Annotated in this window: 24 protein-coding genes; 17 read left to right on the forward strand and 7 right to left on the reverse strand. The window is 58.6% G+C overall.

The features are described from left to right. The first annotated feature begins 46 nt into the window (after positions 1 to 46). From purM to ABGM91_RS02595, 12 genes are all read left to right on the forward strand, one after another. Positions 47 to 1,048 (forward strand): phosphoribosylformylglycinamidine cyclo-ligase, encoded by a 1,002-nt coding sequence (gene purM / locus ABGM91_RS02540; protein WP_290565537.1) that lies wholly within the window; start codon positions 47 to 49, stop codon positions 1,046 to 1,048. A gap of 66 nt (positions 1,049 to 1,114) precedes the next feature. Beyond that, positions 1,115 to 3,034, forward strand: a complete 1,920-nt coding sequence (locus ABGM91_RS02545; RefSeq protein ID WP_354833443.1) for an amidophosphoribosyltransferase — start codon at positions 1,115 to 1,117, stop codon at positions 3,032 to 3,034. 33 nt (positions 3,035 to 3,067) lie between these two features. After that, complete coding sequence (locus ABGM91_RS02550; RefSeq protein ID WP_022396486.1) at positions 3,068 to 3,667, forward strand: sigma-70 family RNA polymerase sigma factor; 600 nt, start codon at positions 3,068 to 3,070, stop codon at positions 3,665 to 3,667. A 106-nt stretch (positions 3,668 to 3,773) separates the two neighbouring features. Continuing rightward, a complete protein-coding gene (locus ABGM91_RS02555; RefSeq protein WP_290565539.1) occupies positions 3,774 to 4,295 on the forward strand; it encodes a hypothetical protein in 522 nt (173 codons plus the stop codon). Positions 4,296 to 4,367: 72 nt separating this feature from the next. Next, positions 4,368 to 5,177 (forward strand): PDZ domain-containing protein, encoded by an 810-nt coding sequence (locus tag ABGM91_RS02560; RefSeq protein ID WP_354833446.1) that lies wholly within the window; start codon positions 4,368 to 4,370, stop codon positions 5,175 to 5,177. Between the two features lie 113 nt (positions 5,178 to 5,290). Continuing rightward, a complete protein-coding gene (locus ABGM91_RS02565) occupies positions 5,291 to 5,659 on the forward strand; it encodes a hypothetical protein (RefSeq protein WP_102711992.1) in 369 nt (122 codons plus the stop codon). A 13-nt stretch (positions 5,660 to 5,672) separates the two neighbouring features. Further along, positions 5,673 to 6,212, forward strand: coding sequence for a flavoprotein (locus ABGM91_RS02570; RefSeq protein WP_354833448.1), 540 nt, complete (start codon positions 5,673 to 5,675; stop codon positions 6,210 to 6,212). A 75-nt stretch (positions 6,213 to 6,287) separates the two neighbouring features. Beyond that, positions 6,288 to 6,863, forward strand: a complete 576-nt coding sequence (locus tag ABGM91_RS02575; RefSeq protein ID WP_146016557.1) for a hypothetical protein — start codon at positions 6,288 to 6,290, stop codon at positions 6,861 to 6,863. A 15-nt stretch (positions 6,864 to 6,878) separates the two neighbouring features. Next, on the forward strand, positions 6,879 to 7,928 hold the full coding sequence (locus tag ABGM91_RS02580; protein WP_354833450.1) for a M23 family metallopeptidase: 1,050 nt from the start codon (positions 6,879 to 6,881) through the stop codon (positions 7,926 to 7,928). A 7-nt stretch (positions 7,929 to 7,935) separates the two neighbouring features. Next, entirely contained in the window at positions 7,936 to 10,593 is a 2,658-nt protein-coding gene (locus ABGM91_RS02585) for a tetratricopeptide repeat protein (protein WP_354833452.1), read from the forward strand. Between the two features lie 18 nt (positions 10,594 to 10,611). Continuing rightward, on the forward strand, positions 10,612 to 11,955 hold the full coding sequence (locus tag ABGM91_RS02590; protein ID WP_354833454.1) for a PPK2 family polyphosphate kinase: 1,344 nt from the start codon (positions 10,612 to 10,614) through the stop codon (positions 11,953 to 11,955). Positions 11,956 to 12,170: 215 nt separating this feature from the next. Further along, positions 12,171 to 12,920: a DeoR/GlpR family DNA-binding transcription regulator gene (locus ABGM91_RS02595; RefSeq protein ID WP_102712004.1), complete on the forward strand. Its 750-nt coding sequence runs from the start codon at positions 12,171 to 12,173 to the stop codon at positions 12,918 to 12,920. A 55-nt stretch (positions 12,921 to 12,975) separates the two neighbouring features. On the opposite strand, the gene ABGM91_RS02600 is transcribed toward ABGM91_RS02595, so the two are convergent. After that, positions 12,976 to 13,422, reverse strand: coding sequence for a GNAT family N-acetyltransferase (locus ABGM91_RS02600; RefSeq protein WP_354833456.1), 447 nt, complete (start codon positions 13,420 to 13,422; stop codon positions 12,976 to 12,978). Between the two features lie 159 nt (positions 13,423 to 13,581). Further along, a complete protein-coding gene (locus ABGM91_RS02605; RefSeq protein WP_354833458.1) occupies positions 13,582 to 14,736 on the reverse strand; it encodes a cysteine desulfurase family protein in 1,155 nt (384 codons plus the stop codon). A 106-nt stretch (positions 14,737 to 14,842) separates the two neighbouring features. Between ABGM91_RS02605 and ABGM91_RS02610 the strand changes: the two genes are divergently transcribed. The 3 genes from ABGM91_RS02610 to ABGM91_RS02620 all read left to right on the forward strand — a co-directional run bounded on the left by ABGM91_RS02610 (position 14,843) and on the right by ABGM91_RS02620 (position 17,750). Further along, a complete protein-coding gene (locus ABGM91_RS02610; RefSeq protein WP_251841384.1) occupies positions 14,843 to 15,493 on the forward strand; it encodes a phosphopantothenoylcysteine decarboxylase in 651 nt (216 codons plus the stop codon). A gap of 111 nt (positions 15,494 to 15,604) precedes the next feature. Next, positions 15,605 to 16,726 carry a ribosome small subunit-dependent GTPase A gene (gene rsgA / locus ABGM91_RS02615; RefSeq protein WP_290565549.1) on the forward strand — a complete coding sequence of 374 codons (1,122 nt, stop codon included), beginning with the start codon at positions 15,605 to 15,607 and terminating at the stop codon, positions 16,724 to 16,726. 52 nt (positions 16,727 to 16,778) lie between these two features. Continuing rightward, positions 16,779 to 17,750, forward strand: a complete 972-nt coding sequence (locus tag ABGM91_RS02620) for a retropepsin-like aspartic protease (RefSeq protein WP_354833461.1) — start codon at positions 16,779 to 16,781, stop codon at positions 17,748 to 17,750. On the opposite strand, the gene ABGM91_RS02625 is transcribed toward ABGM91_RS02620, so the two are convergent. Genes ABGM91_RS02625 through ABGM91_RS02635 form a run of 3 tightly spaced genes read right to left on the reverse strand, consistent with a single transcriptional unit; the run spans position 17,734 to position 20,392 of the window. Next, positions 17,734 to 19,020, reverse strand: a complete 1,287-nt coding sequence (locus ABGM91_RS02625) for a glycosyltransferase N-terminal domain-containing protein (RefSeq protein WP_290565551.1) — start codon at positions 19,018 to 19,020, stop codon at positions 17,734 to 17,736. The genes ABGM91_RS02620 and ABGM91_RS02625 overlap by 17 nt on opposite strands. After that, positions 19,017 to 19,598 carry a 16S rRNA (guanine(966)-N(2))-methyltransferase RsmD gene (gene rsmD / locus ABGM91_RS02630; RefSeq protein WP_354833464.1) on the reverse strand — a complete coding sequence of 194 codons (582 nt, stop codon included), beginning with the start codon at positions 19,596 to 19,598 and terminating at the stop codon, positions 19,017 to 19,019. Before rsmD ends, ABGM91_RS02625 begins: the two co-directional genes overlap by 4 nt. Before the next feature lie 32 nt (positions 19,599 to 19,630). Further along, positions 19,631 to 20,392, reverse strand: a complete 762-nt coding sequence (locus tag ABGM91_RS02635) for a hypothetical protein (RefSeq protein WP_215427296.1) — start codon at positions 20,390 to 20,392, stop codon at positions 19,631 to 19,633. Positions 20,393 to 20,465: 73 nt separating this feature from the next. Here ABGM91_RS02635 and ABGM91_RS02640 point away from each other — a divergent pair, with 73 nt between their 5' ends. Then, a complete protein-coding gene (locus ABGM91_RS02640) occupies positions 20,466 to 20,909 on the forward strand; it encodes a hypothetical protein (RefSeq protein ID WP_146016559.1) in 444 nt (147 codons plus the stop codon). Between the two features lie 136 nt (positions 20,910 to 21,045). Here ABGM91_RS02640 and ABGM91_RS02645 read toward each other — a convergent pair whose 3' ends face one another. Continuing rightward, the gene (locus ABGM91_RS02645) at positions 21,046 to 21,972 is read right to left on the reverse strand and encodes a polyphosphate kinase 2 family protein (RefSeq protein WP_354833466.1); all 927 of its coding nucleotides are present in this window, start codon (positions 21,970 to 21,972) and stop codon (positions 21,046 to 21,048) included. 167 nt (positions 21,973 to 22,139) lie between these two features. Further along, positions 22,140 to 24,407, reverse strand: a complete 2,268-nt coding sequence (locus ABGM91_RS02650) for an NPCBM/NEW2 domain-containing protein (RefSeq protein ID WP_354833468.1) — start codon at positions 24,405 to 24,407, stop codon at positions 22,140 to 22,142. Between the two features lie 150 nt (positions 24,408 to 24,557). On the opposite strand from ABGM91_RS02650, the gene ABGM91_RS02655 reads away from it, so the two are divergent. After that, complete coding sequence (locus ABGM91_RS02655) at positions 24,558 to 25,025, forward strand: hypothetical protein (protein WP_354833470.1); 468 nt, start codon at positions 24,558 to 24,560, stop codon at positions 25,023 to 25,025. Positions 25,026 to 25,029: the final 4 nt, after the last annotated feature.

Consider the following 25,029-nt stretch of genomic DNA (forward strand, 5'->3'; position numbering starts at 1 on the left):
CAGGAGCCTTCCTCTAGGATGCTGGCACACCCAGTCCATCCGTTCAATGTCCGGCAAATTAACCTACAAGCAATCGGGGGTCGATACCAAAGAAGCAGCCGCTTTCGTATCCGACATCAGCTCTCACGTTAAAAGAACGCAAAAGCAGCGCTCCCTGCACCAGGCCTTCGGTCTTTTTGCCGCCGCTTATGACCTCAGCTCCTACAAGGAACCGGTTATCGTCACCGGATGCGACGGCGTAGGCACCAAGACGGAAATCCTGTTTGAACTGGACATGGTGGAAACCGCCGGCAAGGACCTGGTGGCCATGAACGTCAACGACATCCTTACCACGGGCGGGGATCCCCTCCTCTTCCTGGACTACCTGGGCATCTCCAATCTGGAACAGGAACGCACCCGCATCACCCGCCTGGTGGCCGGCATGTGCGACTATCTGGAATCCTGCAACTGCATTCTGGCAGGCGGGGAAACGGCTGAAATGCCCGGCGTGGTTCCGGAATCCATCGTGGAGCTTTCCGGCTTCTGCATCGGCTGCTGTGAAAAAAGCAAGCTGATTGATCCCAGGACCGTCCGGCCCGGGGACGTATTCATCGGCTACAAATCCGACAGCTTCCATGCCAACGGCTGGAGCCTCATCCGCCGCATTCTGGAGGAAAACCCGGACGTAGTGGATGAAGAAGAACTCCGTTCCCTGCTGCAGCCCACCCGCCTGTACCATGACGTGGTGGCGGACATGCGCAGCTCCAACGTCATCCCCAAGGCCTACGCCCACATCACCGGGGGCGGCCTTCCGGAAAACCTGGAACGTTTCCTGGGCGACTACGGCGCGGACCTCACCATCCCCTTCTGGGATAACCCCGCAGCCCAGAAAATCCTGAAGCACGCGGACCCCCAGGACCGCTTCAACACTTTCAACATGGGCATCGGCTGGGTAGCCATCGTGAAGCCGGAGGACGTGGAAGCCGCGTTGAAGGCAGGCCCCGGCGGCACGGTCATCGGCACGCTGAGAGAAGGCCGCGGCATTCATGTCAAGGTACAGGGCGAATAGAGACGGAGCCATTTCCTTGCAGCGGATACACCACACTTCACAGGACAATCTTTTCATCACAATCCCATGAGCGATTTTCTTAAACACGAGTGCGGCGTAGCCGCCATTCGTCTGCTTAAGCCTCTCTCTTATTTTCAGGACAAATACGGCTCCACCCTCTGGGCGTTCAACAAGCTGCTCATCCTGATGGAAAAGCAGTACAACCGCGGGCAGGACGGCGCGGGTATCGGCTGCGTTAAACTGAACATGCCCCTGGGGCAGCCCTACCTGTTCCGCACCAGGGACGCCAGCAAGGACGCCCTGACTACCATCTTCAACGGGCAAATCAAGAAGCTCAACAAAAAAGTCCGCCGCGGCCAGGTCAACCTGAAAGACGCGGAAGACATCAAGAACAATTTTGACTACGGCGGGGAAATCCTGATGGGCCACCTCCGCTACGGCACCTCCGGCCTCTTTGACGAAGGCTCCTGCCATCCCTACCTGCGCCGCACCAACTGGCCGACGCGCACCCTCATGGTGCTGGGGAACTTCAACATGACCAACACGCCGGAGCTGAACCAGCGCATGATTGAGCGCGGGCAGCACCCCGTCTTCGGCACGGACACGCAGACCGTCCTTGAAGAAATAGGCTACCATCTGGATGAAGCCCACACGGACCTTTACCGCGCCCTGCGTGACGGCGGCATGCCCGGACCGGAAATCCCCCACGCCATCTCCTCCCGGCTCAATGTCCAGGAAATCATTCATAACTCCGCCAAACAATGGGACGGCGGCTACGCCATCATGGGCGCCATCGGCAACGGGGACTACTTCTGCCTGCGGGACCCCCACGGCATCCGCCCCTGCCACTACCTCATCACGGATGAATACATTGCCGTGGCCTCCGAACGCGTTCCGCTGATGACCGTCTTTGAAGCGGAAAGCGAACAGGTGCAGGAACTGCCCCCGGCCCACATGCTCTCCATCAAGGCGGACGGCACGCATAACATCACGGAATTCACCACTCCGCTGAAGCCCACGCCGTGCTCCTTTGAAAAAATCTACTTCTCCCGCGGGAACGATCCCATCGTGTACCGGGAGCGCAAGACCCTGGGCGCGGCGCTGACCCCGCAAATCGTGGATTCCCTGGAAGACCGCTTTGACAAATCCGCCATCACCTACATCCCCAACACGGCGGAAACCGCCTACTACGGCCTGCTGGAAGGCCTGCGCGTCTACCGCCGCAAGCGCGTGCACGCCCAGCTTCTGGACGCCCTGAGAAACGGAACCCTTGATGAAAAGATGCTGGACAGCGCCATCCTGAAACGGTGGCCGCGCGGTGAAAAAATCGCCCACAAGGACATCAAGATGCGCACCTTCATCACGCAGGAGAAGAGCCGCGCCCAACTGGTCTCCCACGTGTACGACCTCACCTACGGCGCCGTGGGTCCGGAAGACGTGCTCGTCGCCATAGATGACTCCATCGTCCGCGGCACCACGCTGAGAAGGTCCATCCTCCGCATCCTGGGACGCACCAACCCCCGGAAAATCGTCGTCGCCTCCACCGCTCCGCAAATCCGGTATCCGGACTGCTACGGCATTGACATGTCCGAGCTGGGGAACTTCATTGCCTTCCAGGCGGCGGTCTCCCTGCTCAAGCAGCACGGACAGGCCCGGCTGCTGGAAGATGTGTACAAGGCATGCAAGGAAGAACTGACCAAGCCCAGGGAAGAACGCCGCAACTGCGTCAAGGCCATTTACGAGGGTCTCACGGAAGCGGAAATCTCCCGTGAAATCACGCGCCTGGTCACTCCGCACGACGCTCCATGCCCCGTGGAAGTCATTTTCCAGACCATTGAAAACCTGCACGCCTCCATAGAAGGCCCGTGCGGTGACTGGTATTTCACCGGGGACTACCCGACTCCGGGCGGATACACCACAGTTAATGTGGCATACATGCGCTGGTTTGAGGGTAAAGCGGGCCGTGCATACGATTTGCCCTTGTAGGGGGTACCTATTTTTGGGTATTCTGCTACTAATATGTCGGGACCCATTGCATATACGACCCTGGAGGACACTGAACTGGTCGCCAGGGCGCGGGAAGGAGATTCGCGTGCTTTTGACGAACTAGTCATTCGTCACAGCCGCAAACTCCACGCCACCTTATACCAGATGACGGACAACTATGACGATGCTTACGACATCGCTCAGGAAGCGTTTTCCAAAGCCTACCGGGCCTTGCGCTATTTCAACGGCCAAAGCGCCTTTTATACCTGGCTGCATTCCATCGCCGTCAACCACGCCAGGAACTTCCTGAAAAAGAGGAACCGCAGGATGACCTACAGCCTGGACGACGACGAGTACGGCGACCATACGGAAAAGGACATGAACATGGCTGATGAAACGGATGGAGCGGACCCGGAACGCCGCACCCATTTGAACGAACTTCAGCTCAAGATCAATGAAGCTCTGAAAAAACTTTCCACCAAGCACAGGGAAGTCGTTGTCCTTCATGATGTGAAGGGCCTTAACCATACGGAAATATCCGCCCTGCTGGGTATCTCCGAAGGAACGCTCAGATCACGTCTGCATTATGCCCACAAAGAACTGCAGGGACTGCTGGCAGAATATCTGAGTTAACGGTGAAAAAAATATTGAACAACGGTTCCCCGGACCATGTCAAAATGCATAGTCCTAGGTTTAGGACTAAAGCCCCAAACCTTTATTACACTTAAAATCAACGACGATGGATAAAAAATCCACAGAACATAATGAGGAAACTCTGGTCGCCATGCTGGCATCTTTTCGCAAGGAAGCCTGTTACCATGACAACTTTGAGGAAGATTTCCTCCGTAATTTTCATTTAAGAAAGGAAACCGATCCGGCTACCCATTCTGCTTGGAAATTGCTACTCGAACGCCTGGACAACTATCTGCAAAACTTTCGTGGTTGGCAGTGGGTCTACGCTTCCATGTCCATCGTGACATTGGCTGCGGTGGGCGTTATCATCGCATCCGGGAATATGGACGAACCTGCTGATTCTTATGCTTCCTCCATCAAGGAGAAGGAAGAGATTCTCTTGAAGGAAAAAGCCGTTCCCGTAAGTAACGAAATTATTGAACAACCTTCAACCGAAGCCGTCTCCGCCGGACAACCTGAGTTTACCACCGGAGCGTCTTCACATGAAACATCGGCTAAAGACAATCAGCTGAACACTGATTCCAATACCGATAAAAAACCGGTATCCCGCGTTCTCATTGAGATGTAACAATCCATGATGAACCTGGCTCCGATATTGGCGGGCATAGCCGTTGCAGGCTTGATTTATCAAGCGGCGGCCGTGCCTGCCCCTTTTAAGGTGGAAGCCATTCCGCAACAGGCGGAAGGAGTGCCGTACACTGCCATGGCGGCACAGGTCGGAAAAGACCTGATCGCCTCCCTGATTCCGTACAGGGTTTTTAAAAACGGAGAGGTGGCCTACTATCTTGGCGACAAGGACACCCCGCCCCTGCAGGTATGGGCCCAGGAAAAACTCACGGGCCTGACCATCTTCAAGGTGGACGCCGCCCGGATCAGCGGAGATCCCGCCATCCTGGTGCCCGCCGGCACTCTCAGGCGCGGCGCGCGGCTTGCCTTTACCAGCAACCGTAATGAACCCACGCTGGGAATTTATGTGGGCATGGAGCACTCCATAGGAGATACCAGCTTCCCGCTGCGCCTTGTCCGCGCCCAATTCCCCAAGCTGGCGGCTCCGCCCATCGGCCAGCCCTGCTATGATGCTGAAAACCGCCTGGTCGGCATCGTGCTGGGAGTTTCCCGCAGGGGAACGTGCCACCTGCTGCCCGCCCAGGCCATCTCCTTCCTGGCGGACCATCCGAAAGCCAAAAGGGTGCGGCTGGGATGCCTTCTGGACATCAATGCCTCCACCCCCGTCATTGAAGGCCTCATTAGCGGAGGCCCTCTGGCACGGGGAGGCATCCAGACCGGAGACATCCTCATCAGCATCAACGGCTCCCCCATCCGCAACTACGGCGACATGCTGGACGCCACCTATTACCTTACGGGAGACAAGCCCCTGACTGTTGAAGTCATCCGCGGCACCCAGGTGGTAAAAAGCAAGGGCATCATCCCCACACAGGATGCCCGGTGATGCGGAAACCCGCCTCCCGGGGAAATGCCGCGGAACCCGCTCGGCCCGGTTCAAAATCGGTCCGTGGCTTGTTTCAGGCTTGAACTCGGACGCCGGCGCACTTAAAAAAGGGCGTGCTTCAAATCGTCTTCAATAAAATCAGCGCTGCGGAAGTATCCAGCATCCCCACTTTGGAACAACTGGACCTGCTCGGAGACTTCCAGGTTTCCGAATCCACCCTGCAAACCCTGGATGACGCCCGCTTCGGCAAGATGGAAAAAGACGGCAAAATTCTTTACCGTTACGTAGCCAGGGACTACCGTATTTATTTTGAAGTCATTGAGGGCAAGGTAGTCGTCCACCGAGTCCTGCACGCCAACAGCCTGAATGATTTCCTGTTCCGCACCAACATTTCCCCTTCTGCGGGGGAAGACGAAATCCTGAGCCAGTCCAAACACTTCTGGAAACTCATTGACGAAGGCAAAAACGCCTCCAAATCCTGACCATTCCGACCCCATGGCCTGCATCATCCTGGGCATCACCGGCTCCATTGCCGCGTACAAGGCGGCGGACATCGCTTCCGCCCTGGTTAAAGCCGGGCATGAGGTACACTGCGTCTGTACGGCCAAGGCCCTGGAATTCGTCACGGCCCTCACGCTGCACACCATCTCCCGCAACCCTGTTTTCTCCTCCTTTGAGGATGAAAAGGGAGAATGGATCCCCCCCCACATCCAGCTCGCCCAGCGGGCGGACCTCCTGGTGGTGGCTCCCGCCACGGCAAACACCATGGCCAACCTCGCCCGCGGCTTCGCGCCAGACATGCTCAGTTCCCTTTACCTGGCCTGCCAGGCTCCCGTGCTCATCTGCCCGGCCATGAACGTCCACATGTGGGAACACACGGCCACGCAGCAGAATGCGGCCATCCTGAAGCAACGGAAAGGCCACCACATCCTGGGCCCCTGTGAGTCCGGCGTTCTGGCCTGCGGCGCGGAAGGAGCGGGAAAACTGATGCCGGTGGACCGGATTGTTCAAGAAACGCTCTCCCTCCTGCCGTAACGGCTGCGCAAAAATTACCTCCATGCCTGTTTATTGGTTTGCCCCGGGAGAAGTAAATCTTTTATCATGGACATTATGAAAATGCTCCTCTACTTCCTTGGGACTCTCATGCTCTGTTCCTGCGGGCCGGACAGATACCCCGTCAGCTTCCACATGGAGACGGGATCAACGGACAGCAAAAAATTCGCCTTCATGCATGACGGGCATTACTACAGCAAGGCCCCCTTCATCTCCCAGAAAGACATTGAATCCTATTATTCCTTCCCGGCGCAGGACAATACCTACGGCATTGTGGTCAACGTCAAGAAAGGCCTTGAAAGCCGGGTGGAAGGAATGACGGCCCAGAACCTGGGCAGGCAAATTCTTCCCGTAGTCAACGGGCACACCATGCAACCCCTGCGCCTTTACAACAAGCCCGTCACCTCCGGCAAGCTGGCCGTCATGGGCGGCTTTTCCCCGGCGGACCTGGCCGCCATGGCGGAATTCATCCCCCCGGCGGACCCCAAGAGGGAGGAACCCATCAACAAGCTGGCCCCCGTCACCAAGCCCCTTCTTCCCGCCAAGGACCCCACGCAGGAAAAGAAGGAAGTCAAGGAGCCTGAAGAACATAAGGACCGCACCGTGGTCAGCACCCGCCGGGGACGGATCTGATCCAGCACTCCCTGTATGAGCATGCACGGCAAGTTCTTCCCTTTCCTGATCGGCATTCTCCTGCTCTCCTGGAGCATGCCATTCCTGATGGCGGATACCGTCGTGCGCTTCCCCACGGAAAACACGGCCCTGCTGGACAACCGCCCGCAGGACTTTTACATGTACGTGGACCGGAACTTTGAAGGGGTAAAATCACAGCCCTGGCAGGCGGGAGCCTACGGCTTCACCCGGACCCTCGTCAGAACCCAGGCCGGCCCCGTGGCGGTCAAATTCCATGAAGGCATTGACATCAAGCCTCTCAAACGGGATGCCTCCGGCACACCGCTGGACGATGTGCACCCCGTGGCCGGGGGAACCGTGGTCCACGCCTCCTCCAACCCCACGCACAGCAATTACGGCCGCTACGTGGTCATTGAACACCGTCCGGCGGACGGCCCGTTTTACAGCCTGTACGCCCATCTGGCGTCCGTCTCCTGCAAGGAAGGGGACCAGGTAGGAACGGGAAACGTCATCGGCAGGCTGGGATACTCCGGCGTGGGCCTGAACAAAACACGCGCCCATGTGCATCTGGAACTCTGCCTCAAGCTCCAGGACGATTTTGAAACCTGGTATTCCAGCCTGAAACTGGGCACTCCCAACCGCCACGGCGCCTACAATGGCCTCAACCTGGCCGGGTTTGATCCGGCCCCCGTTCTCATCCAGTGCAAGGACGGCGCGGAATTCTCCCTCTCCCGCCACATCTCCAGCCTGCCCGTCCAGTACGTCGTGCGCGTACCATCCACGGGAAGCCCGCCCAACCTTGTCACACGCTACCCCTTCATGTTGAAACCGGGCCCGGCCAACCCCCAATCCTGGGAAATCAGCTTTACGGGAACGGGAGTTCCCGTTTCCGTGACGCCTTCCGGCCAGCCATGCACGGAACCCACCGTCATCCGGGCCGTCCCGCACCCGTTCTCCCAACTGTACAGGACATGCAACCGCGTTTCCGGTTCCAGCAAGGAGCCGAAGCTGACCGCCTCCGGCAAACGCTACATCCGGCTCATCTTCATGGGGCCCGAACCGTAATCCTAACATGATGCCAACCTTTTCCAGCGCCTCCCGTTTTCTTCACGCCGTCCTCGCCTCCTGCACGGTCTTCCTGCTGTCCCCGGGCGCCGGAGCCGCGGCAACTCCCCCCCCTGCGCCTGCCCTTTCACCGGAACGCCAGGCCCTCCTGAAAAATAAAAAATACCAGCAGGGGCTGAAGGCCCTGGAAGACCGCCTCCCCCTGGAGGCCAGCAAGCATTTTCAGGAATGCCTGAATTCCAAAAACCTGCCGGAAGCCCAGAAAGCCATCATCCGCCCCTTCCTGGCGGAAGCGCTCATCCGCGCCAATAAAACGGAAGAAGGGCTGAAAGCCTGGGAGGAACTGCCGGATTCTCCCATGAAAGCCTACTGGATGGCAACGGGCCTCTTCAACAAGGGCTCCTTCACGAAGGCCCTGGAAAAGATATCCTCCATTCCGGAAGCGGACCCCCTTTTTCTCTACGGGTTCCAGTTGAAAGCCCAGCTGGCGCGCCAGCTTCAGGACCGGCAGCTCCTGGTGGAAGCCCTCTCCCGGCTGGAGCAGGCGGATTCGCCCGCCATTTCCCGGACAGCGCAGGTTCTGCTGGCCGATACCCTGGCAAACACGGAACGCTACCCGGAAGCCTCCGTCATTCTGAAACAGCTCAAGGAGGGAATGGATGACAACGCGGCTAAAGACCTGCCCATGCGTTCGTACGCAGAGCTGGTGGAAGGCAAACTGGCGGACAAACAGGGAAATCCGGAACAAGCCATGAAGATCTTTGCCTCCGTGATGGATAACAAGGCGTATCCGGAAAAAATCCGGGACCTTGGGCGCCTGGCCCTTGCCAGGACGGAAATCACCCGGGAGAAAAACAACCCGGAACAGGCGGAAGAGGAAACGCGCGCCCAGCCCCAAGCAGAGGAAGCGCCGCACACGGCCGGAACGGCGGAGGAGCGCCTGCTGGCGTTCATTGGCGGCAAATCGGAATCCTCCCTGCTGATGGACGCCTTCAATATGCTGCTGGAGGAGGACACCTTCCGCACCAATCCCCAGGCGCTGGAAAAACTCACCGGCTGGGTAAATGCGCGGGACGCCGCGCGCCAGCCGGCCGCCATGTACGCCATGGGCAGCCTGCTTCTGGCAAAGGATGACCTGTCCGGAGCCGTAAAAATTGCGGAGGAGGGCCTTTCCAAATACCCGCAGAGCCTTCCCGTCCAGACTCTTTGCCTGAATACCATCACGGCCCTGCTGGGCAATAACCGCGTGGAGGATGCGGAACGCCTCATTTCCAAATATCCGGGCACCGCCCCGGACCTTGTCTTCCAGCAGGGCGCCCTGGCCTTCCGCAAGGGAGACTACCAGCTCGCGCAGAGCCTGTTCCATGAAGCGGCCCGCCGCGCCCCGGAAAAGACGGCGGAGAACGCCCTGTTTAATGAAAACCTGGCTGCGCTGAATGCCAATGACGCCGCAGGGGCCGCCGCGCTGGCCAAGGAAGCCGCCGGCTCCGCACGGCTCCGGGAGCACATCCTCTTTGAACAGGCCCATTACGCTGCCAAAAGAATGGCCCCCCAGGCGCCCGAACTGCTGGCCCGCTTCGTGGCCCTGGCGGAAGATCCGGCCCTGAAAACCCAGGCCCGGCTGGACCAGGCGGAGGTGGCCCTGAACCTCAATCCTCCGGACCTGGAAACCGTGCAGACCCTTCTTCCCTTACTGGAAAAGGAACAGCTCACGCCGGACCAGACCATGCAGCTTGCACGGCTGAAAATCCTGGAAGCGGAAAACCGGCAGGAATGGGCCAGCGCCATCCAGGCCTGCCGCCAGGCCATCTCCCTGGATGCGGAAGGCAAACAGGCGGACCTGCTTTATCTCAAGCTGGGGGAACTCCTGTATAAAAACGGGGACTTCCATGAAGCCCAGCTTGTCCTCCAGCCCTTCCCCTCCAAGTATCCGGACAGCCCGCTGCAAGCCGCCGCCCTTTTCCTGGCCGGGAAAGCCGCCCAGCAGAGCAATACCGGAAACACGCTTCAAGCGGCCCTGAATATTTTCAAAACGCTGGGGGAAGGGGACACCCCGTTCGCCCAGCCGGCCAGAATAGAAGAAGCTTCCGTCCTGCTGCGCATGGGAAAGGCGGACCAGAGCATCGCCACCCTGGAAAACCTGCTTTCCACTCCGCTCCCGCGGTACATGCGCCTGCTGGCCCTCTCCATCCAGGCGGACGCATGGGTGACGAAGGAGGACACCAACTCGGACACCCTCCGCAAGGCCATCAACCTGTGCACGGAAATCCTGGATACGCCCAACCTGGGCCTGGCCTGGAAATTCAAGGCCCTTACCCAGCGCGCCCAGTTCCATGAACGGATGAACGAGCAGAAAAAGGCGCTGGATGACTACGCCTCCATCCTGGCCCACACGCCCAGCGGCAGCTCCGCCAACAAACGCCGGGACTGGCACTGGTTCTACAATGCCGGCTTCGCCTCCATCCGCCTGATGGGCCAGCTCCAGGACTGGGACGGCGCGCTGGCGCTGGCTAAAAAACTGGCGCAGACGTCCGGCCCCCGGGCCAGGGAGGCGGCGGCTTATGCGCGCCGCATCCAGTTGGAACACTTTATCTGGCAGGATGATCCGGAAAAAGACGCCCCGGAAGCCGTCAAGCCGGAAACGCCGGAGCAAACAGGCAGGTAAGCCCCTTTCCCTCCCGCCATGGACACTCCCCCCACAGACAAAACCTGGAGAATCAACGCCGCCGCCATCATCATGGACACGGACGGCTACGTACTGCTGGGCAAGGACAGCGGCCGCAACCCATACTGGCACTTCCCGCAGGGGGGCGTCATTAAAAATGAAAGTATTGAACACGCCCTGGCCCGGGAGGTATGGGAGGAAGTGGGCCTGCGCCCCTCTGACTACACCATTGTGAGCAGCCTCTCCGGACTGCGTTACAAATACCCGTCCAGCAACCGGAAAGTCACGCGCTGGGTAGGCCAGGAACAAACCTACTTCCTCGTGCGCTGCAAGACCCGCCGCCCCAAGACGGACCTGCACCGCAGCCCTGAATTTTCCAAAACGAAATGGATTCCGCTCCAGAATATCAAGCTGGAGATGTTCCCCAAATTCAAAAGGAAAGTCATTAAGGGCGCCCTTGAACAATTCTTCGGCCTAGATCCGTCAACCAAACCCTCCGCCGTGAAAACATCTTCCCCAGCCTCTACCGCCTCTCCAACATTAACTTCGCATACAATGAACCGTTACCTGGTGCCTCCGGGCAAAAAACTGCGTTTAAAGGATTACTCCCCGGATGACAAATCTCTCTTCTCCGGAACCAAGGAGGAATCCATGATCGAATTCGACAAGCTGAGGGAGGAATTGCAGGAATTGCAGAAAAAACTCTTTGCCCAGCACAAGCACAGGGTCCTGCTTATCCTCCAGGCCATGGACGCGGGCGGCAAGGACGGCTGCGTCAAGCACGTCTTTTCCCGTGTGGACCCGCAGGGGCTGCACGTAGTCCCGTTCAAAAAACCCACCATGGAAGAACTGGACCATGACTTCCTGTGGCGCGTGCATAAGGAGGTGCCGTCCAAGGGGCAGATCGCCGTCTTCAACCGCTCCCATTATGAAGATATCATCGCCGTGCGCGTGAAAAAGATCTTTCCGGACCCCGTCTGGAAGCGCCGCTACAAGCACGTTCTGGATTTTGAATCCATGCTCGCGGAAGAAGGCACCGTCATCATTAAACTGTTCCTGAATATCTCCAAGGCGGAACAGAAAAGAAGGCTGGAATCCAGGCTCCAGGACCCGGATAAACTTTGGAAGTTCTGCATGGACGACCTGGATGACCGGAACCGCTGGGAAGAATTCCAGACGGCCTACCAGGATCTCATTGAAAAAACGTCCACTCCGGACGCTCCCTGGTACATCATCCCGGCAGACCGGAAATGGTACCGGAACCTCGTCGTCGCCCGCCTGATGGTGGAAAAACTCCGCCATCTCCAGCTCACGTTCCCCACTCCCAACTTCGATCCGGCCTCCATCACCATTCCCGATTGATAAACTCTGTCATACCGATAACTAGTTTGTGCATCATAAAATTATTTTTGTACATTTCTCGGTATTCAATTGTCCCATCATTACAAAATCGGCATTATTCACAATAACAATCAAAACTTAGAATTTCTAACGCTTGACTGATATAGTGAAAAATTGTTAGAAAACGACTTAACACATAGAATGTGTAAATATTCTACATAGAAAAACAGAACGCAATGTATTTAGCATCCCAACGTAAAGAGTTCATTCTGAAAACCCTGGCCGAGCATGGAGCCGCAAGAACTATCGCCTTGGCCAAACAGATGAAGGTCACGGACGAAACCGTCCGCAATGATTTAATCAACCTTGAAAAACGCGGCTTTCTCAAGCGTGTCCACGGCGGCGCCCTGGCGCTTACCCATAAGTCCCTCCATGAAGACATAGTCACTCAGGACGATGTTTCCATAAGAATTGCAAAAAAAGCGGTCCAGAACATCCCCGCTTCCGTGGTCATGTTCATTGACAGCAGCACCATGGGCTACCAGATCTGCAACCATATCAATTCCCGGGATACGCATGTGGTTTCCAACAACCCCACGCTGCTGACCCGGCTTGAAGGCATTCCGAACCTGAGCTTCTACTGCACAGGCGGACGGTTTGACCGTGAAGCCCTGGTCTATGTGGGACAGGAAGCCGCCAAGGCCGCCGGTTCCCTGAGCATTGACATGGTGGTGCTGACGCCGGACTGCTACTCCCCCAAGCATGGAGCCGGATACAAGAACATGCTGCAATCCGAATTCATCAAGAGCGTTATCCCTCCGGATGCCAAGGTGATCATCGCTACGCCTTCCACCAGCGTGGCGAACAACCCGGCATTCTATACCGTTGCGCCCTCCCAGATTTCCATGCTCATCACTGATGAAGCCCTTTCTCCTGAAATGGCTGACCAGATTGAGAAGAGCGGCGTCAAGGTGGAACTTGCCTGACGCTTATCTGCTTCACCGGGGCGGAGGTTCACTGGAACCTCCGCCTTTTTTGTTTCTATTGATTACTGTCTCTTTTCCATTCCATCCGGTACTCCCGGCTTCCTGTCAGCTCATCATCCCTGGAGCCGATCTCCACAAAGCCGCTGCGTTCATAGAACGCGCGGGCACGGGGATTTTCCTCATATACTCCCACCGTCAGCATTCCCTTGCTGTGCTCTTTCACCCAGTCCAGCAGCGCCGTGCCTATTCCCTCACACTGGCGCTCCGGAGCCACAAACAGGGCGGCCAGCTCCCCTTCCCCCACCAGGCAGGCAAATCCGGCCACGCCTCCTCCGTCCCGGCATACCCACGTGCGCGCCCTGGGCAGGTACACCTGTTTCATCTCCTCCACCAGGCCGCACCAGAACCCCACCCCTGCAAAAGCATGGGCCTGCTCGGACGCTTTCATCCAAATATTCAGGACCTCCGTTTCATCCTTGCTCTGGTAATGTTCTATCTTCATACATTTTAAACAGGTGCGCTGCACATTCCTTCGCAGTTTGTACAGGCTAACAAAAGAACCCTACAGATTCAAGAAGGAAAATACTGTCTCCAGGCAGAAAAAGAGCCCATGCGGAGCCCCCCGTTCCAGCCGAACGCCCCTTCCGGAGACGGGTACGCATTACGGCTTGTAAACAAGCACCGGGCCAGTCCGGGAAGACTGCACGCCGCGCACCTTCCGGACGGCGGAGGCCACCAGAGCCGCCGCCTGCGCCACTTCCTCCTCCGTGGTCATGAAGGACAGGGAAAAACGCAGGGAGGCGCGTACCTCCGCGTCAGAAAGCCCCATCGCCGTCAGGACGTGGGACGGCATGGGCTGGAGGGTGTGACAGGCGGACCCCGCGGAACAGAGCAGCCCGGCAGGCTCCAGCAAGAGCATCAGCGCTTCCGCCGTACAGCCGTCAAATGCCAGATTGGAGGTATTCGGGATGCGCTCCATCCCGCCGGAGTGCACGGTCACGCCGGGGATCTCCGCCTTCAGGCGGGATTCAAAGGAATCCCGCATCCGGGCCAGACGCCCGGCGTCCGCCTCCAAATGCCGCAACGCCGCGCGCGCCGCCGCGCCAAAGCCGATGATCCCCGGAACATTCTCCGTCCCCGACCTCACGCCGTGCTCCTGCCCCCCGCCAAACAGGGAGGGAGCTAGCGGAGAGCCGGAACGCCTGTACAGGCAGCCCGCCCCCTTGGGGCCGTGAAACTTGTGAGCGGAGACGGAGGCGTAATCCACCTCCATCCCGTGCAGGTTCACGGGAATTTTCCCCACGCACTGCACCATGTCCAGATGCACGGGGACAGCATGCCGCCGTGCTGCGGAGCACAGGGCCGCCGCATCCTGCAATGCGCCCGTTTCGTTATTGGCCCAGGCAAAGGAGACCCCGGCCGCACCATCCGCGCAAACGGCCTCCCACTCCTCCGGAACGGCGCGGCCTTCCCGGTCCACGGGGCAAACACGGCCATGGCCCAGCGCCAGAGCCGTTTTCAGGGAAGCGTCATGATCCGTAGAAAGCACGCCTATGCCCCGGCCCCGCTCCCCGGCCATCTGGCGAAAGGCCGCATTGGTAGCCTCCGTGCCGCCGGAGGTGAACACGATTTCCGAGGGAAACGCCCCCAGGAGGGCGGCCACGTCCGCACGGGCCTCTTCCACCGCCTCACGCACCAGCCTGGCACAGCCGTAACCGGCGGAAGGGTTGAAAAACCGTTCCTTTAAAAACGGCTCCATGGCCGCGTAAACCTCCGGGTCCATCGGAGTGGTGGCGTTGTTGTCCCAGTAAATCATGCCTTCATAACTCCCCCAATCGCGGGAAGGAGTCAAGCCGGAACATTATGCCCGGCTGCACAACATCACTCTTCACTTTTACCCGTGATTCCGCATAATGCCGCCCATGCGTTTTCTCATCACGGCAGGCCCCACCAGGGAAGCGATTGACCCCGTCAGATACCTCACCAACCGTTCCTCCGGGAAAATGGGGTATTGCCTGGCGGAAGCGGCAGTGCATGAAGGCCACAGCGTCCTGCTGGTTTCCGGCCCCACCTCCCTGGATATTCCGCACGGCGTGGACTTCCTGCCGGTGGAGAGCGCGCAGGAAATGTATGACGCCGTGAAGAACCAGGCGCCCTACGCGGACGCCGCCATTCTCAGCGCCGCCGTGGCGGACTACCGCCCCGTCTTCGTTCCGGATCGCAAGATCAAGAAAACGGGGGAACGCATGGTTCTGGAGCTGGAACGCACCGGAGACATCCTGGGCTCCATGCGCACGGAATTCGGCTTCAGCGGCGTCCTGATTGGCTTTGCGGCGGAAACCCACGACGTGGAGGATTACGCCCGCGGCAAGCTGGAACGCAAACGGTGCGACATGGTTGTAGCCAACGACGTTTCCCGCAGTGACATCGGCTTTGATTCCTCGGAAAATGAAGTCATGCTCGTCTATCCGGACCGGACGGAACTGCTGGAAAAAGCGCCTAAAACACAGATCGCCCTCCGGATCATTGAACGTGCCTCCCGTCTTGCGCAGGAAAAAGGGGCGTCATGCTGACCGGCATACCCGTTCCGTGCTTGAACCGTGCCGGAGTTTTTTCCATGATGAAGCACTAACCGTCTCAGGACGCCCTTCCCCCCCCTCCCCAGAACCGCAGCTTTACCTTTCATGCCCGTCACTCTTCAGGATTTAGGCTGGAACGACCACTTTCAACGCGCTTTCAACGCCGTCGCCAAGCCCGGCTGGATTCCGGGACGCCTCATCCGGGAAACGAAAATCAATTTTACCGCCCTGCTGGACGGGGGGGAAGACGTGGATGCCGTCGTCAGCGGAAAACTCTGGCATGACGCGGCCACGGATGCGGAACTTCCCGCCGTGGGAGACTGGGTGGCGATTGATCCGGGAGAAGCCGGAGATGAAGCCGTCATACGCGCCATTCTTCCCCGCCAGACCTGTTTTTCCCGTAAAGCGCCGGGGAAAAGCAGCGCAGAACAGGTACTGGGAACAAACGTAGACATTGTGGCCGTGGTGACGGAACCCGGCACGGATTTCAACCCCAGGCGCATGGAGCGCTATTTTACCCTCATCCGGCGCAGCGGCGCCACCCCCCTCATTCTGCTTAACAAAGCGGACCTTTTTTCCAAGGAGGAAGTGAAGGAAGCCATGCAAACCCTCCGGGAGCTGTCCCCGGAATGCACCATCATCAGCATCAGCGCCCTGCACAATAAGGGAATCAAGGAATTCCGCAAATGCCTCTCCAAGGGGCAGACCATCTCCATCGTCGGTTCCTCCGGTGTGGGGAAATCCACGCTGGTCAACACCCTGCTGGGGGATGAATGGCTCTGGACGGGGGAAGTGAACGAGGTAACCGGCAAGGGACGCCACACCACCGTGGCGCGGGAACTGGTGCTGCTCAAGCACGGCGGCCTGCTGATTGACAATCCCGGCATCCGGGAAATCCAGATGTGGACGGATGAACACACCCTCCGGGAAAGCTTTGCGGATCTGACGGAGCTGGCCCATGAGTGCAAATTCGCGGATTGCAGCCATGGCACGGATTCCGGCTGCGCCATCCGGAAAGCCGTGGATGAAGGGCGGCTGGACAAGGAGCGGTATCTCAACTTCCTGAATCTGGAAGATGAAATAGCCCGGCTGGCCAAACGCCAGAAAAAGAGGCAGATGAACGTGGAACGGGCCGGAAAGAGGGACCGGAAGGTGCAGGCCCGCAATTACGAGGACCGCGTGGACCTGGAACGCCGCCACAAGCCCAATCACCGCAGCCATGACTGATTCCAAGTCAAATTGACTTGTCAAACCACAGGGGTTCGCCTACCTGTAAGGGATGCCTCTGCCGCTCCGCATTTTCCGTATTTCCGCCGCCGTTCTGGCGCTTGGCGCGCTCCCTCTTTCCGCAGCGGAACCAGCCGACCCCGCCCAGGCCAAACCCGTGGTTTCCATCACCAGCCTGGCCCCTGTCCGGCTGGCGCGGGACGCCCACAGCAATCTTCTGGTGGCCCAGTGCACCGTGAACGGCGTTCCATGCAGCCTCATTGTAGATACGGCGGCGTCACACACCACCTTTGACGTTAAATTCATCAAGAAGAATTTTCCCGGCCTGCCTCTTCAGAACGCTCAAATCGCCCCCGGCTCCAACGTCAATACCGTCCCCCAGCTGTTTCCCGTGCAGTCTTTCTCCATCGGAGGGCTTCAGATTAAAAACTTCTTCGGCTTCGCCCTGGACCTGACTCCCCTTCAAAAGGATATGCAGGTACAGGTGGACGGCATTCTGGGAATCAATTACCTGGGCTTCTCCCCGTTCCTGCTGTCCGTAAAGGATGCCTCCCTGCAATTCCTGGAACGCTCCAGTTTTCCGGTTCAGCGCATGAAGCCCCTGGACGTGGAACGCCATGCCTCCGGAATTTTCTATGTCCGCTGCTCCCGCGGCGGAGATTCCTTCCTGCTGGCCCTGGACTCCGGCTCCTCCCTTTCCCTGGCCCCGCTGGAAGAGTGGCCCGCCAACCCGGACGGAAGCCAGCTTACGGCGAAGGCGTCCGACATCAACGGGCACAGCGGAGACCGCAACGTCATGAAACTTGGCGTTCCCTCCACGCTCCGCATGGGGCCGGACTTCCAGTTGGAAGGACTCTCCTTCGCCGTGACCGGAACAGGCGGCAGATGCCAGATCGGCGTGGATACCCTCAAGCACTTTGACATCATCATTGACGCTCCGCAGGGGGAAGTCTTCGCCCTGCCTCCCCACTCCAAACCGGAGCCTCGCGGGAAAAAGGCTCCCGCCGTCAAACGGGAATCTTGAGCATGATGCAGATCATGCGGATGGTGCGCGCCGTAGCGCCGAAATGGGCCTTCAGCGCCACCTGGGCGCGCGAGGACTGGGCATGGGCCAGAAGCGGATTGTCCAGCATCTCCTTAAGCACGTCCGCCAGGCGATCTTCCTCACACCGCGTGATGCCGTCCACGCCTTCAAGCAACTGGACCAGCGCGTCAAAATTCTCCATGTGCGGCCCCGTCAGCACGGGCACGCCGCAGGCCACGGCCTCCGCCGGGTTCTGGCCGCCGTCCGCCAGAAAGCTCTTGCCGATCACGGCCACGTCCGCCAGGGCGGTCCAGTCCCTCAGCTCCCCGGTGGTATCCGCAATGTAGCAAACCTGCTCCTTCAGGGTTTCCGGAAGCTCGCCGTCCGTCCGCAGCACGCACTGCCAGCCATGGGCCTCCAGGTCACGCACCACCGCATGGCGGCGTTCCGCATGCCGGGGGACGATCAGGGGAAAGCCTCCCGCCTTGCGCACCGCCTCCGCAATCAGGACTTCCTCTCCCTCATGGGTACTGGCGGCCAGCACCACGGGCTTGCCGCGCTTCAGCTTTTCCAGAATGGCGGAAAACTCCGGGTTGGGTTCCCTCCGGTCCGCCATCTGCTGGTCAAACTTGATGCTGCCCGTTACATGAATGATGGAAGGGGGCACCCCCACGGATTCAAAGCGCCGCACATCCCCCTTGTCCTGCACGCCCATGGCGTCCAGCGCGGAGAAGTAATACCGTGATATCCATTTGAAGGCGCGGTAGCGGCTTTCAGACCGCGCGGACATGCGGGCATTAATCATCGCCATGGGGATGCCGCGCACCTTGGCCGCACGGGCAAAATTGGGCCATAGTTCCGCTTCCACAAGCACGATGGCCTCCGGTTCAAAACGGTCAAAGCACCGCCCCGGCAGCCCCAGCAGGTCAAAGGGCGCATAAATCACGCGCACACCGGGCACCTGGGCATTCACCGCCGTGTCATGCCCCGTAGCCGTGCTCGTGGCCAGCACGGCGGAACCGCCGCGCTCCCGGAGCCACGCCCGGAGAAATTTGAGGGCCAGCACCACTTCACCCACGCTCACGGCATGGACGTACAGCACTCCCTTGGGTTCCCGGTTGTAGGAGACCCGGTACAGGCCGAAGCGTTCCAACAGCCCCGTGCCGAATCCGCCGCGCCTTTTCTGCTTGAGCAGGTAGGAGGGAAGCGTCACCAGCCACCCGACGGTGTACAGGACGTTGTAACAGAGAGAGAACAGGAAGGCTTTCATTTTACTTCTTCAGGCAATTGATAAAACAGCAGCATATTTTTCCCGTACCGGCGCGTATCCACCAGTTCCAGGCCGTCAAACTCCGCGGCGCCTTCCCTGCCGGTTCCCCAGCCTTCCTGCACTTCCGCGATAAACAGGCCGCCCTCCTTCAGCAGTCCGGAAATTCCGGCCTGCGCCAGCTCCACAATAAAATCACGGTCCGCCGGGCCCTTGCAGTAGGGGGGATCCGCAAAAATGACGTCGTACTTCCTGCCGGCCAGCAGTTCCCTCTTCACAAACTGGACGGCGTCCCCCTGGATGACGGTTCCGCCTTCCAGCCCGGTTTTGGCAAGGTTGGCTTTGGCCGTGGCGCAGGAGAGACGGGAAAAGTCCACCATGCGGGAGCTTCTGGCCCCGCGGCTCAGGGCCTCCAGGCCGAACGCCCCGGAACCGGTGAATAAATCCAGCACCTCGGCATGCTCAATCAACGGGTGCAGGATGGAAAAAAGGGCTTCCCTGACCCGGTCGGTCGTGGGCCGTACTTCCCCCTTGGGGACAGACAGGGCTATGCCGCCGGCCTTTCCGCTGATGATACGCATGTTCTTACCGGAAATGAAAGGAACGTCATGCCCTACTGGCGGGCCTTGGCCTTGGCCTTTTCCAGCAGGGGGTCTCCCGTGACGCGGGTGATGGGAACGCGCAGCACGATGGACTGGTTGGCAATGGCAATATTATCCGGATTCTTCTCGGACATGTTGTAGACGAAATAGGCGTACTTGCCGTCCTTGGTCTTGCCCGCAATGATGGTTTCCGTAAGGGTGGAAAGGATGGTCTTCTTTTCCATGGTCCATTCCTTGCCGCTCCAAGCGCCGTATACGTTCAGGTCATCATAGGACACATCCCCCTTCAGGGTCAGGACGCCGTTGGGGGAAATCCAGGTCTTGTTATTGGAGTCATACTTCAGCGTGCTCATGGGCAGCGGCCCCTGCTGGGCCAGGGCGGCCAAATTCCAGATGCCGCGTTCCCCGGAGGGGAAAACGCCCAGAGCCACCGGGGCCACTTCCTGCACCTGCTTGAGCTTCCAGCATTCCAGGTACTTGGCATATTCATCCTTGGTCCAGCCCAGGCGTTCGTCATAAGGGACGGGCTGTCCGGGAATGATTTGGCTGACCAGTTCTTTTTTGTCCTTGTCTGGCAAAGCGGCAAAAACGCCGTCAATTTTCTCCATGAACGGCTGGAGGCTTTCATCAAGCACAACGCTGACAGCGGAGGCCTCCACCATTTTGCCTACCGGAAGATATTCATCAATAATTTCCGGCTTTTCTGCTGCGTACAGGGAAGAAACCAGAGCGGGGACCATCAGTATTAAAGCCAGATTGCGGAGCGCTTTCATAACGTATATGTGCATTTTACTCAACAAAAGACCCTTGGCAAGAGTCAAAGTGAGTGTTATCCGTATGTACATCATGAATTGGAAGTTACTTTTCACTACTCTGGCCGCCGCTCTGAGCCTTGCTTCCTGCGTGTCCACCCCCGCATCCCGCATCCAGAAAAATCCGGTTCTTTTCAATTCCCTGCCATCCTCGCAGAAGACGCTGGTGGAAGCCGGGCAAATTGCTGAAGGCATGTCTCCGCCCGCCGTTTTCCTGGCCTGGGGGGATCCCTCCGCCGTAGCTGAAGGCAACCTTGACGGGAAGCCCGCCACCCGCTGGATTTATTCTTCCCTCCAGCCGGTTTACTCCCCGCCGCCCGCTTTCTGGGCCGGCCCGTACTGGGGCGGCCCCTATTGGGGACCGGGGTTCTACAGCCCCTATTACCCGTATTACAATGACGTCACCTATGTTCCGGTGAATACCGGCTACGTGCTGTTCATCAATGGCAAGGTGAAATCCTGGGAACGCAGGCGCTGACCCCGGAAGGAAAAGCGGCAAAGCCCTTGCCGGGCACGGAACGGCAGCGCAGCGCATGGGACCGTTCCCGCATGATGCGCCGCTTTTCCCGTTTCATGACTTGCTTTCCCCCACCTCCGTTCAGGAAGACCGCCGCCTAATCCCTGCCCTTGGACAGCGGGCGTTCCAGTTCCTTCCGGAACGTGGGGAAGAACTCCTTCAATTCCCCGGGCACCTTCGGATATTCCAGCTTCATTTCCGCCAGGGCTTCCACCATGGCGCACATGCAGACAAGGCGGGAAAACCATTTATTGTCCGCCGGCACCACATACCACGGGGCTTCCGGGGAGGACGTGTGCCGTATCATTTCCTGGTAAGCCTTCTGGTACTCGTCCCAGAACTCGCGTTCATGGATGTCCCCCTCTGAAAATTTCCAGTTCTTGTCCGGGGTATCCAGCCGCGCCAGCAGGCGCTTCCTCTGCTCCTCCGGGGAAATGTGAAGAAATATTTTCACGATCCGCGTCTTGTTGGCAAGCAGGTGGCGCTCCAGGTTGTTGATGGATTTGAATCTCTCCTTCCAGAACGACCGCTTGGCATGGGCGGGCTCAAACCCCTCCCCGTCCAGAAATTCCGGATGCACGCGCACGCTCAGCACCTCCTCATAGTAGGAACGGTTGAAAATGCCGATCATCCCGCGCCGGGGAAGACGGCACACGCACCGCCACAGAAAGTCATGGCCCCGTTCCAGGGTGGTGGGCTGCTTGAAGCTGCTGACCACGCAGCCCTGGGGATTAATGCCCCCCATCACATGCTTCACGATGCCGTCCTTGCCCGCACTGTCCATGGCCTGAAGAACCACCAGCAGCGCATAGGATTCACTGGCATACAACACCTCCTGAAGCTGTTCCAGCAGTTGGATTCCCTTCTCCAGCTTGTCAACGGCCTCTTTCTTGCTGTCCTTGTCCAGCTTGCCGAGGTCGCCCGGGTCGTAATGGGACAGCTTGAAGCCCTCTCCGTCCGTCACCCGGTACGGCTCAATGAATTTTTTGCAGCGTTTGACCAGATCAGCGGGAATATCCATCATTCCGGTAATGACACCGCTCTGCGTCAATACGTTGAAACAACCGCAAAAAACTCCGGGCCATCCTCCCTCCGGGGAAGACTGTTTCACACCGTATTACCCGGTCTTTGCGGAACGGAATTTCTGCAAAGACCGGGGTTTCCGGTAAAACCGCGGTGCGGACACAGACATCAATTCTCCACGCGCACCTGGTCCGCCGGAGTATTTTCCAGCTTGCAGTCCGCGATGGTCCACGTACGGGGGGGCTCTACCTTGTTATTCTTTATCAGGATGTTGGCGCACCTCCTGAACTGGAAGGGCTTCTGTCCCCAGCCCTTGAAATCATCATTGTAAATGACTTTGTTATTAATGAATTTCAGATTATCCGTGGAAATGGCGAACAACAGCGGCACATCGAACGTCTTGAACACGTTGTTTTCTATCAGCACATTACGGTGATAATAATCTTTCTGCCTGTTCAATTGCTTGACTTCCGGGTAAATGGAAATGATGGCGTTCGTGAACTGGTAGCGGGAGGTCAGGTTATTGATGAACGTATTCTTGCGGATTACCACTTCATGGCAGGCGCCGCTCTCATACCACCCCTGGGCGTCCCCGGCCAGCAGAATGGCGGCGCCGGAGGAATGGTCAAACAGATTGCCTTCCACCAGCACTCTTTCGGGCGTGGTGAACAGGGAGCCGCGGGCGCGGTTGTTGCGGACGATGTTGTTTCGGAACACCACGGAGGGATAAAAATCCGCATTCTCAATGGCATCTCCGGCCTTCACGGAATCGGGCAGCGGTTCTTCCAGCGTGATTACCAGTTCCGTCGTGCTCTTTTTCACGGCGTTTTTCACCTTGCCTGTGCTCCCCGGCTCCAGCGTAGGCCCGTTGATAAAGCGCACCGTCTCTCCGGGAAGGAACACTTCAAATCCCACAGCCTGGGGATGCATGTACCTGCATTTGATCGTATGGCTGTCCACCACTTCCGTAATGCCCAGGCAGGTGGAATGCACGTTGATGGCGTCGTCCATCATCCCTTCAAACAGGGCCTTTTCCACGATGATTTCACCCCGTGTATTGGAAAAATGGGTGGCATCCGCCCCGGCGGTATGCACTCTCCCCGTGCCTTTCCTGATGAACACGCCGCCGCCCTTCATGAGAAAATCCTCAGACCGTTGAACCAACAGGGCCATGCCGCTGCTCTGGTGCACGGCCACGTCTTCCAGGCGCGTTTTCTGCGCCCGGTACACCACGCACCCCGGATGGGGACGGTGGTAGTTCCGGAGCACCAGCGTATCCCCCGGCTTGATTCCCTTGTTCTTGAGCGCCCATTCCAGGCGCAGTTTATTGCCGCCCATAGGCTGCACGCGGCCGTTCCAGCCTATGTCCGCCGTATTGGCAATGATACGTCCGGTACCCTTTTCAAAAGCCATGCAGCCGGCCATGCCTTCCTCCCAGCCTTCACCCAGGAAAACGAACTTGCCATTCCTGAGTTCATAGGGATAGGACTTCTTGTCAATCTCCACGTCCGTAAACTTGTCGTCCACGCCTGTCACGCGGGCTTCCGTACAGATGGACCGCTCGTAATCAACCGCCAGCCGGTTGATGGAAACATTCTCGCTGTCCATAATCAGCAGGGGAATCGTTCTGCCGTGGAACAGGAACAGGGAACCGTTCCCTTCAAGGCGGACATTCCTCAAATCAGTCAGGGGCACGCATACCGGATGAATCAGGGGCTGGTCATGGTTGGAAATATTAAAGCTCATGTTCAAGGCGCCCTCCGCATAAAAATGGTACACCCCCCTGGGGATGTTCAAAACGCCCCCTCCCTGCTTCCGCAGCGCGGAGATAGCGGCCCGCAACGCCGGACCCTGATCTTTCCTGACGCCGGGAACCATGCCGAATTTGGCGGCATTCACTACAGCGCCCTTCATGCCCGGCTGTTCCGCGCCCATCTTCCAGGCCAGGTCCACCCAGTCCGCGTGGTCATAGGAATTATTTTCCACCCGGTCAGCCATCAGGTAAAGATGCCGTATGCCGTTTTCCGCCACCGGAACGGAAAACTTCTTCGCCGGCATGCCCCGCTTCATCACGCCGGAGCTCCACAGGACTCCGGAGCCGCTCATCACGCGGAATTCCACGCTGCCGTCCCCGTCCGTACCGTCGTCAATGCCGCACGCTCCTTCCAGGCTCACCACTCTTGCGCCCTTCCGCTCCGGCACGGGGAGAGGAATCATGGAGGTGGCGTGGGTGCCGATGCCCGTGGCGTATTTTTTACCGCCCACACTCAATTCCTCATTCTTGAAAGACCGGTTCAGCCGGGTTTCACCCGTCTCCTGGCGGGCCATCAGCAGACTGGAGGCAGACACCTCCACGGGCACGGCTCCGGGCTTTCCCGCGCTTTCCTGCCCCCGGGATTGCGCCGGGAATGACCCCGCAACGCATGCTGCGGCCACAAAACTCCATGAAAACATCCGGTTGAACATATCCTCTATTATACCTTTTTTACGTTTTTCTTCTATCAGAAAATTACCAACGCTCCCGAAAGCCGCACGCCAGGGAAAAGAGAGATTGCCTTCTCCCCCGAATTCAGGGAAACTATTTCCATGCGACCAGCTTTCCTCCTCCTGCCCGGCATTCTGCTGACGCTTTCCGCCTGCGGGCGCGGGGGCGCCACGCTTGAAACGGATAACGTCCAGGCGGAGTGGTTCCCCAACGGCAGCCGCACCTCCATCGTCCTGGAGGGTGAAACGGAACCTGCCCCCGCACGGGAAATCCAGCGCGGGGCTTCCGGCATGACTCTCTTATACCATTCCCTGGGGGACGGCAGGGGAACCCTGTCAGTCAACGGAGCGTTCCCTGAAACGGCAGCCGTGACCAGCCAAAAGGGAAGCTCCGCCGCTGCGCTGCATTTTAAAACTTCCACGCGTGAAATCATCCTCAACGGCGTGCGCCATCTGGACACGGAGGGCAAAACAGCCTCCCTGGACAACTGGCGCTGCCAGGACCGGAAAACGCCCCTGCCCCGCACCGGGACAGCCGGAACCATGACCACGGAAACTCCCGACCAATGAACTT

The sequence above is a fragment of the Akkermansia muciniphila genome (assembly GCF_040616545.1).
In the GTDB taxonomy this organism is placed as follows: Bacteria; Verrucomicrobiota; Verrucomicrobiia; order Verrucomicrobiales; family Akkermansiaceae; genus Akkermansia; species Akkermansia muciniphila_E.

Bases quoted from the DNA above. Each gene is read 5' to 3' on its own strand.
- ABGM91_RS02635 (WP_215427296.1), bottom strand. From the start codon at position 20,392: ATGAAAGCGCTCCGCAATCTGGCTTTAATACTGATGGTCCCCGCTCTG.
- ABGM91_RS02545 (WP_354833443.1), top strand. From the start codon at position 1,115: ATGAGCGATTTTCTTAAACACGAGTGCGGCGTAGCCGCCATTCGTCTG.
- ABGM91_RS02625 (WP_290565551.1), bottom strand. From the start codon at position 19,020: ATGAAAGCCTTCCTGTTCTCTCTCTGTTACAACGTCCTGTACACCGTC.
- rsgA (WP_290565549.1), top strand. From the start codon at position 15,605: ATGCCCGTCACTCTTCAGGATTTAGGCTGGAACGACCACTTTCAACGC.
- ABGM91_RS02590 (WP_354833454.1), top strand. From the start codon at position 10,612: ATGGACACTCCCCCCACAGACAAAACCTGGAGAATCAACGCCGCCGCC.
- ABGM91_RS02550 (WP_022396486.1), top strand. From the start codon at position 3,068: ATGTCGGGACCCATTGCATATACGACCCTGGAGGACACTGAACTGGTC.
- ABGM91_RS02620 (WP_354833461.1), top strand. From the start codon at position 16,779: ATGCCTCTGCCGCTCCGCATTTTCCGTATTTCCGCCGCCGTTCTGGCG.
- ABGM91_RS02640 (WP_146016559.1), top strand. From the start codon at position 20,466: ATGAATTGGAAGTTACTTTTCACTACTCTGGCCGCCGCTCTGAGCCTT.
- ABGM91_RS02555 (WP_290565539.1), top strand. From the start codon at position 3,774: ATGGATAAAAAATCCACAGAACATAATGAGGAAACTCTGGTCGCCATG.
- ABGM91_RS02575 (WP_146016557.1), top strand. From the start codon at position 6,288: ATGAAAATGCTCCTCTACTTCCTTGGGACTCTCATGCTCTGTTCCTGC.
- rsmD (WP_354833464.1), bottom strand. From the start codon at position 19,598: ATGCGTATCATCAGCGGAAAGGCCGGCGGCATAGCCCTGTCTGTCCCC.
- ABGM91_RS02585 (WP_354833452.1), top strand. From the start codon at position 7,936: ATGATGCCAACCTTTTCCAGCGCCTCCCGTTTTCTTCACGCCGTCCTC.
- ABGM91_RS02595 (WP_102712004.1), top strand. From the start codon at position 12,171: ATGTATTTAGCATCCCAACGTAAAGAGTTCATTCTGAAAACCCTGGCC.
- ABGM91_RS02600 (WP_354833456.1), bottom strand. From the start codon at position 13,422: ATGAAGATAGAACATTACCAGAGCAAGGATGAAACGGAGGTCCTGAAT.
- ABGM91_RS02610 (WP_251841384.1), top strand. From the start codon at position 14,843: ATGCGTTTTCTCATCACGGCAGGCCCCACCAGGGAAGCGATTGACCCC.
- ABGM91_RS02580 (WP_354833450.1), top strand. From the start codon at position 6,879: ATGAGCATGCACGGCAAGTTCTTCCCTTTCCTGATCGGCATTCTCCTG.
- ABGM91_RS02570 (WP_354833448.1), top strand. From the start codon at position 5,673: ATGGCCTGCATCATCCTGGGCATCACCGGCTCCATTGCCGCGTACAAG.
- ABGM91_RS02655 (WP_354833470.1), top strand. From the start codon at position 24,558: ATGCGACCAGCTTTCCTCCTCCTGCCCGGCATTCTGCTGACGCTTTCC.
- ABGM91_RS02645 (WP_354833466.1), bottom strand. From the start codon at position 21,972: ATGATGGATATTCCCGCTGATCTGGTCAAACGCTGCAAAAAATTCATT.
- purM (WP_290565537.1), top strand. From the start codon at position 47: ATGTCCGGCAAATTAACCTACAAGCAATCGGGGGTCGATACCAAAGAA.
- ABGM91_RS02605 (WP_354833458.1), bottom strand. From the start codon at position 14,736: ATGATTTACTGGGACAACAACGCCACCACTCCGATGGACCCGGAGGTT.